This window comes from Pseudoalteromonas sp. MQS005, assembly GCF_001661605.1.
Classification (GTDB): Bacteria; Pseudomonadota; Gammaproteobacteria; order Enterobacterales; family Alteromonadaceae; genus Pseudoalteromonas; species Pseudoalteromonas tetraodonis.
In genome coordinates, this window is record NZ_LYRQ01000092.1 from 1 (window position 1) to 7,662 (window position 7,662).

Genomic DNA, 7,662 nt, shown 5'->3' on the forward strand with positions numbered 1-7,662 from the left:
AATGGTGATCTATCGCCAGTAGAGTATGAGCAAAGTTCCTTAAGAAAAGTGTCCTGATTTAGTTGTGCAGAACAAAAAGGATTTTATGAAATGACGGTGCAACAATCAAAAATTTCAGACACGAACAACCCACTTCATACTCACTACCCTCGCTATTTTGATATTGATATGCGGTATTGTGAAGGCGCAAACAACCATCAAAAAGGGGTTAACCGAACTAGATTGACCGTACTAATCACTATTCGGTTTTCTATTGTTACACCGGGCATTATTCGTTGGCTATATGGCATTAATCATCGCCTCGCATTAGAGCATTTAAACCGGCTAGAAAAAGATGGTTTGCTGCGGGTGGTAAAAACGCATCGTAGTCCTGATGGACGCGTATACGTACCCACTTACACTGCTGCCAAATTTGCCGAGGAGATAATGGGTATCAACATTCACTTTAGAGCAAATAAAAACCCCGCTCTGCAGTTTAATCAAAATTATGTTATGCATAATCTGATAAACGCTTTTGTCATGCTGCGCGGTCTACATAATTATCACAGTGATGAAACATACGCCCCAATGTGGACGGGGTTTATTACTGAACCTGAATTTAAACGTATTAATAACCTATCTGATACGCGAACTGTGGATGGCGCCGTGCTTCTTCCTGATGGCTCAATAGCCGCTATTGAGGTGGAACACAGTTTTAAAAATAAAACTGCACGACAGGTCATTTTACTAAAATATTTGGCCTCGTTAAAAAATGGCGATTACAGTAAGGTTTTTTTATTCTCCCAATCAGTTAAAATTTTTGATGACATTAAGCGACTCCACGAACAGCTATTTACGGAGCTAACTGAACGTTACGACAAAAAAACGCGAGCACCACTTCTCAGTGAAAGCGATGCTGAATTACTTCACTCATCTATTATTTTCCGTACTAAATTATGTGAAGAAATTAATGAAATGTTTTATCAATAAACGATAGATAAGCAAAGGGGGAATGGATGTTAATCTATTCCCCCTTTGCTTTTGGCCTATTTAAAGCCTTGCCAACATTATTATTAAATACACGCTTTTGTGAAGTAATAACAAGGCGCTATATTTGCATCACGCCTTCCCCTAGAGGTGTAATCTCTATTAATGAGATTGAGCTGCTTAAACCAGATTCCAGCTTAAGCAGTGAGCCTGCAAATAATGACTCATGGCATATTTTAGGGGTAATGATTAGGCAGTTATTCTATTATTAAAATAACTTATATTTGTCCTTTATTATTTATTTAGAAAACTGTTTATTGCATCTTGGATATTACGATCAATACGATCTTGTTCAAACTCGTCAACAAATTCATTTTCAATATCATTTTTATAGTCTTCTCCAAATTCATCCTCAAACTTGCTATCAAAAACTGAATCAAAGTGTTCTTCTGGCGCATCACTAAATGCTTGCTCTGGCTCTTCATAAAACTCGTCATCGTAATCAGGATATGCTGGTACAGGTTGGTGTACATCGCTTATTAAACAAATCATTAATTTATACATCAACAATTTTACGCCACGATAATTAAGGTGCTTTTTATTAAAAACTTGAGGCTCTACAATAGCCCAAAAGCCTTTAAAGTTAGGGTTATCTGCACTTAGCATGAGTTTGTTTATTTTATGATCGTTATCCCTTACAACCGTTTTGACATCTTCTAACAGGGTGATAGTGTCTAGAGTAGAGGTATATCTGCAAGTCATAGAGTTTCCTTATCGTAAATTAATTTGATAATTATTATCCGTTAATAATTACTTACTCCCCTTATTATGAGGTTATTAATAAATAGCCACTCTCAGGGAGAAATAGTGACTTTTTTGTGAGTTTAAATTATTTATTTAAAACACAATTGGATCAGAATCTTTAAAAGTAAAAAGCGAGCCTAAAGGCTCGCCAGAGTTTATGAGCTTTCTATTAACCGTAACCAACTATCTTCTGCAGCTGCAAAATATATACTGGGTTTTAGCATAAATAATTGCTCAAATTCTGCAGTAAACAAGCTGCAAAAGTTTGTAATGTCTTCAATATGTATAAGTAAAAAAGCATACATCTCAATACCTTCCAAATACCTCTGTGAGAACTCAGGATTAGCAGCTAGTAACTGTTGAGAAATACTAATACCCAAAACACTCCCCACGCTATCTCGGTGTAAATAAATGTAGTTTGTGAAGCCCAACTCTTTCGTTTGCTTATTAATTACATCAGCTAATAGCAAAATTGTAGAACTGTCATCCCACGGTGATTTACTAGCGCGTACATATTGGCGTATAAACGGTGATTTTTGATCTTTCATTATTTTTCCTAGTTATTTGTCCTAAAACTAACTAGGCAAAAGTCAGGAGAAAAATTGAAAGGTAATAGATAAACGACGTAAATTTGCAAAATACATCAAAAACATTAAGGTTAGATTATTGTTTCAATATTGAGGGTTAGAAATGAGTGATTTTATATGGTTATTGCCGGCTGCTGTGTTGACGATAATTTTAATTAGACTTTTTCAACAAGCTAAAAAAGTAGATTAAGTAAAAACAATACAAAACTTTTGGGTATAAGCGTCGGTAGTTAAAGTGACCTAAAAGTCACTTTAAGGCCTAAAAACGGCTTAATGTTACCTAAAAGGCACTTTATTCTGAGGAGCAAAAAATGCTAATGTGTATTTTAAGCTTTTAATTTGATTAAAAGCTCTATTGTATAGGGGCCCTAAATGAGATTAGCCGGTATCGACTTTGCTTGGCATTAACAGAGCCAAACGCTTTACTTGCAAAAAAAATAGACGCTATAGTATCCATTAATTCTATTTAAAATCCATTTTAGATACAACTGTGTCTATTTTATTTGGAGGTATATTATTAATTAACTACTATTAAGCGAAGGTGATGTGTAGCTGGCTTTTACTGAGCATCTAAAAGAACGTCGCAAAAAAGCAAAAATGTCACGTGAAGCGTTAGCCAAAAAAAGTACAGCACCTGCTTCCACAACAAAAAAAGTTTGAAGTTACTCGACTAATTTCATTCAGGCAGCTATTACTTTTCTGGCAAATAGTCGACGACTTAACTCGTTTATATAGCTGAACAAAAGTGCCAACTCAAGGCAAGAATGCGCCAACGTCTATCGAACAGGTATTAAAGCGTTATTAAATAATATCGATTCAAAGTTTATGGTAGTTTGTGTTTTTAATTTTAAGCTTTAATTATGATCTCGATTTAACGCGACGAGTTGCAATGTATTACTTTTACCACAGTGATAAACCCCTTCACTTATTTCTCGCTCTACTTCATGAAAAATAATAAATGAAAGTGCTGAAAAATCATTAATAAACATTGGTTGAGTATATAGAAGCGATTCGTCTTTTGGGCCACCGGTGTTGTTATTAAGTTGCAAAGGCGTATAACCTTCAATTATAAGTACACCATTGTCTGATAATCCAGACACACACTGAGAATGTACCTGCCTTCTAATTGCTGGTGGAAGGTGTGCAAATATCATAATAATTGCATCCCAGCTATTTTCAGCTATTTGATACTGTGACAGATCACTTTGAACAATTGTTATCTCAACTTGTTGCTCTTGTGCTAAGGCTTTAGCCTTAGAAAGGGCGGCACTTGAAAAGTCAACTAAAGTAACTTCGTAACCTAGCTTGGCTAGATAAACAGCATTACGCCCTTCCCCTTCAGCTAAACACAATATTTTTTCGCCCGTAATGTAATGTGTATTTGCTTTTAAAAAATCATTAGGCTCTTTGCCATAAGCATAGTCACTTGATGCAAATCGGTCGTCCCAAAAGTCAACAGGATTATTCATTATTAAGCCTTATTGTTATCAAAGTTAGTAGGGTTGCTAGTCTGATTTATCTGATAACTTCTCTGGTTTTGCCATCCACTCTCTGCCTTTTAACATGCCTAACCAATAAATAGGCGGCAACAACTTTTCTTTTAGTAGCCAAGCAAGTCTAGATGGGCGTTTACCATTAATAATCCATGACGGAAAGCTATTCATTACTTTACCACCATAACCAAATTCAGCTAATACGACTTTGCCAAGTTCAACAGTCAGTGGACAGCTACCATAACCGTTATATATAGCTTGATATTTAGATAATCCTCTCGCATATAAAAGATTAGTAGCAACAACTGGTGCCTGCATTCTTGCAGCAGCAGCCGTTTTTGCGTTTGGCGCATTAGTAGCATCACCTAATGCAAAAATATTACTAAACTTTTTATGCTGCAGTGTTGATTGGTCAACATCTATCCAGCCATTTTCATCGACAAGTGGGCTCACTTTAATAAAATCTGGAGCAGATTGAGGGGGCACGACATGCAACAGATCAAATTTAACTTTTTCCACAGATTCATTTTCGCCATTAACCACTTTAAAAGTCGCTATTTTTTGCTTTCCATCAACAGCAATTAACTCATGATTGAAATTCATATTGACATCGTACTTTTTAATATACTCTAGTAGAGCAGGTACATACTCTTTAACACCAAAAAGAACTTCGCCTTTATTGTAAAACTCCACATCTATATTATTAATTACTTTGTTTTTAAACCAGTAGTCGGATGATAAATACATGGCTTTTTGGGGAGCTCCGGCACACTTTATCGGCATTGGTGGCTGAGAGAACACCGCCTTTCCCTTCTTGAGGTTTTGCACCAACTCCCAAGTATAGGGTGCTAAATCGTACCTATAATTTGAGGTTACGCCATTTTCACCTAATGTTTCGCTGAGCCCATCAATTTTATGCCAATCAAGCTTAATTCCAGGACATACTACCAAATGTTCATACTTAACCGTTCTACAACCGTCAATTATTATCAAGTTTTCATCGGGTATAAATGCAGCTGCCGCACCTTTAAGCCACTTTACACCATCAGGTATTACCGACGCTGTAGTTTTAACCGTTTGTTCAGGAGTAAAAACCCCTCTGCCAACTAATGTCCAACCAGGTTGGTAATAATGTATTTCATTGGGCTCAATGATAACTATTTCACTCTCTGGTGAACGTGACTTAATACTCGCAGCAACAGCGACACCACCTGCCCCAGCACCTATTATTACAATAGGGTAAGCAAAATCAGCTTTACTGATTTGCGTTTCACCATTATTTTTTAAACGTCTAATAACACCACTTAAATCATAGCCCGCTTTTTGTGATAAATTTAAAATCTCTTCATGAGAATATGTTTTTGGTGCACTCATGGCCCATAGCGTGATTGAGCGAGTACCTGTTCTACAATAAGCTAAAATAGGTTTCGGTAAGTCTCTAACAATATTTTCAAAGTTTTTAATATCATCATCGGTCACCTTACTACTTACAACAGGTAAGTAATGGCAATTTAAGCCTAAATTATTTGCTTGTTTTTCTATTGCAGCAAAACTAATTTGATCAGCCCCCTCACCATCAGGTCTATTACAGACAATAGATTTAAAGCCTTGCTCTTTTATATGCTGCAAATCGTTCAGCGTTATCTGTGCTGATACAGATAATTCAGGTGTTACTCGCTTAAAGGTCATAATCGTTCACCCTCACTATTTGCACTAACCATTGAATAAAGAATCCCTGAACGAGTGCCCGTTCTGCAATATGCAAGAATAGGTTTTGGTAGCTTACTAAGGGCAAACTCGAATTCTTGCTTGTTTTCTTCTGTAATAGCACCGCTAATGACTGGTAGATAATAAGTTAATATACCAAGCTCATGAGCTTGTTCATTAATAGAAGAAAATGAGGGCTGTGTTTCGCACTCACCATCGGGTCTGTTACAAATAATGCTCTTAAACCCCATTTTTAATATTTCCGTACAGTCTTCAATATTTATTTGGGGTGAAACTGATACATCATCAGATAACTTTTTAATATTCATAACATCTCTCCAACTATATTGAATTAACAGGAACTCTAATAAAAGGTTTGCCTGTCTGTTCAGATATTAAAAATTGGCCATTTCTCAAGTTACATTGAATTGCTGGTAGTAGTAATTTAGGCACTGCTAATGTCGCATCTCTTTTTTCACGCTTGGTAATGTATTCTTGCATTGTTACACTTGGCGAGACTTGAACATTTTCAGATTTGGCTTGAGCAATTGAAATACAAGAGAGTGGTGATGAACCTTCTTTAGGGTAATCATGACCTAAGTAAACCTTTGTATCATCACTCAAAGTAAAGAATCGTTGGATTGTATTATATAAATCTTTTGCACTACCGCCTGGGAAGTCACATCGAGCAGTCCCAAGGTGGGGTGCAAACATGGTGTCACCGACAAAAATTGAGTTATTAACTAAATAGCTTGCGCAAGCAGGTGTATGACCCGGTGTATGCCAAACGGTTACATTAAGATCACCAATATTAAATGTATCACCTTCTTCAAATAATACATCGTACTGACTTCCATCGCTTGGCGTGTCATCACACATTTCGAATACAGGTAACCAAGTATCTAATACTTCTTTGATACCGCTGCCAATGCCTATTTTTCCTCCAACCTTTGTTTTTAGATAGTGGGCAGCTGTTATGTGATCTGCATGAACATGAGTCTCTAAAATCCATTCATTCTGTAAATTGTTGCTATTAATAAACTCAATCACTTTGTCTGCATTAACAGTTGATGACTTTCCTGAAAAAGCGTCATAATCAAGTACAGAATCAATAACAGCGCACTTACTTGTTGCTTTATCAACAATAACATAAGTAAAAGTAGCGGTTGTTGTGTCGTAAAATGTTTCAACGTTCATAGTTTTTTCCTTCTAGATTAACTCTTTAGAAATAATAAAAATGGCGATTATCAAAGTGAAAAAGGCAAAGAACTTTTGCAATGAAGCACCGTCTAATTTACTCGCTACTTTTGTTGAAATAGCCATACCGATAAAGGTGGCAACGAGCATAAGTGGAAGCAACGGCACTTCGAGAGAAATACCTGCTTGTAAATCGCCAACAAATCCGAGTAATGATTTAAGCGCAATAATAAAAAGTGAAGCACCAACCGCGTTTTTCATCGGCATACCTAAAAACAAAACAAGTGCAGGTATAATTAAAAAGCCACCTCCAGCCCCTAAAACACCTGTCACTAAACCAACTACAGCGCCTTCAGTCATTATTAAAGCAACTCTAGAACTAGAGTTTGAGATAGCAGGTGCGGAGTTAGTTACAGTTTGAGATTTATACGCTTTACGTAACATCATTACAGCCGATGCCAACATTAAGATGGCAAATAAAACCATAATCGCTGTATTTTTAGTGATATGTATGGGCGACAAAAGTATGTCGTCAGGGATATTTGGCATTAAAAAAGCACGAGTAAGATATACAGCTACAATTGACGGTATCGCAAAAAGTATTGAAGCTTTTATGTCAACTAGCCCTTCACGAAAATATCGAATTGCTCCAAATGCAGCTGTAGCTCCAACTAAAAGTAATGAATATCCAGTTGCGATATCTGGTGAAATTCCCATTAGGTAAACAAGTATAGGAACTGTAAGTATTGAACCCCCTCCCCCTATAACACCAAGAATTAGCCCCATAAAAACGGCCATTAAATATCCAAGAATAACCATACCGCAAACCTCAAACCAAAAAGAATATAATATAATTAAATGTTATAACAACTAAGAGGAAATATGTCTAATTAAAAAAGGTGAATCAC

General features: G+C 36.3%; 8 protein-coding genes. 1 reads left to right on the forward strand and 7 read right to left on the reverse strand.

Features of this window, described 5'->3' with window-relative positions:
• The first annotated feature begins 90 nt into the window (after positions 1–90).
• The gene (locus A9479_RS19020; protein WP_064664283.1) at positions 91–969 is read left to right on the forward strand and encodes a hypothetical protein; all 879 of its coding nucleotides are present in this window, start codon (positions 91–93) and stop codon (positions 967–969) included.
• Positions 970–1,260: 291 nt separating this feature from the next.
• On the opposite strand, the gene A9479_RS19030 is transcribed toward A9479_RS19020, so the two are convergent.
• The 7 genes from A9479_RS19030 to A9479_RS19060 form a co-directional block, all read right to left on the reverse strand.
• On the reverse strand, positions 1,261–1,728 hold the full coding sequence (locus A9479_RS19030; RefSeq protein ID WP_231893600.1) for a hypothetical protein: 468 nt from the start codon (positions 1,726–1,728) through the stop codon (positions 1,261–1,263).
• 197 nt (positions 1,729–1,925) lie between these two features.
• Complete coding sequence (locus A9479_RS19035) at positions 1,926–2,318, reverse strand: hypothetical protein (protein WP_064664285.1); 393 nt, start codon at positions 2,316–2,318, stop codon at positions 1,926–1,928.
• Positions 2,319–3,211: 893 nt separating this feature from the next.
• Positions 3,212–3,826: a bifunctional 2-polyprenyl-6-hydroxyphenol methylase/3-demethylubiquinol 3-O-methyltransferase UbiG gene (locus A9479_RS19040; protein ID WP_036955265.1), complete on the reverse strand. Its 615-nt coding sequence runs from the start codon at positions 3,824–3,826 to the stop codon at positions 3,212–3,214.
• A 36-nt stretch (positions 3,827–3,862) separates the two neighbouring features.
• Positions 3,863–5,539, reverse strand: coding sequence for a bifunctional protein tyrosine phosphatase family protein/NAD(P)/FAD-dependent oxidoreductase (locus A9479_RS19045; RefSeq protein WP_064664286.1), 1,677 nt, complete (start codon positions 5,537–5,539; stop codon positions 3,863–3,865).
• Complete coding sequence (locus tag A9479_RS19050; RefSeq protein WP_016900098.1) at positions 5,536–5,886, reverse strand: TIGR01244 family sulfur transferase; 351 nt, start codon at positions 5,884–5,886, stop codon at positions 5,536–5,538. The genes A9479_RS19045 and A9479_RS19050 overlap by 4 nt, the downstream gene beginning before the upstream one ends.
• Before the next feature lie 13 nt (positions 5,887–5,899).
• A complete protein-coding gene (locus A9479_RS19055) occupies positions 5,900–6,754 on the reverse strand; it encodes an MBL fold metallo-hydrolase (RefSeq protein ID WP_016900097.1) in 855 nt (284 codons plus the stop codon).
• 12 nt (positions 6,755–6,766) lie between these two features.
• Positions 6,767–7,573, reverse strand: coding sequence for a sulfite exporter TauE/SafE family protein (locus A9479_RS19060; protein ID WP_020476975.1), 807 nt, complete (start codon positions 7,571–7,573; stop codon positions 6,767–6,769).
• Positions 7,574–7,662 lie beyond the last annotated feature (89 nt).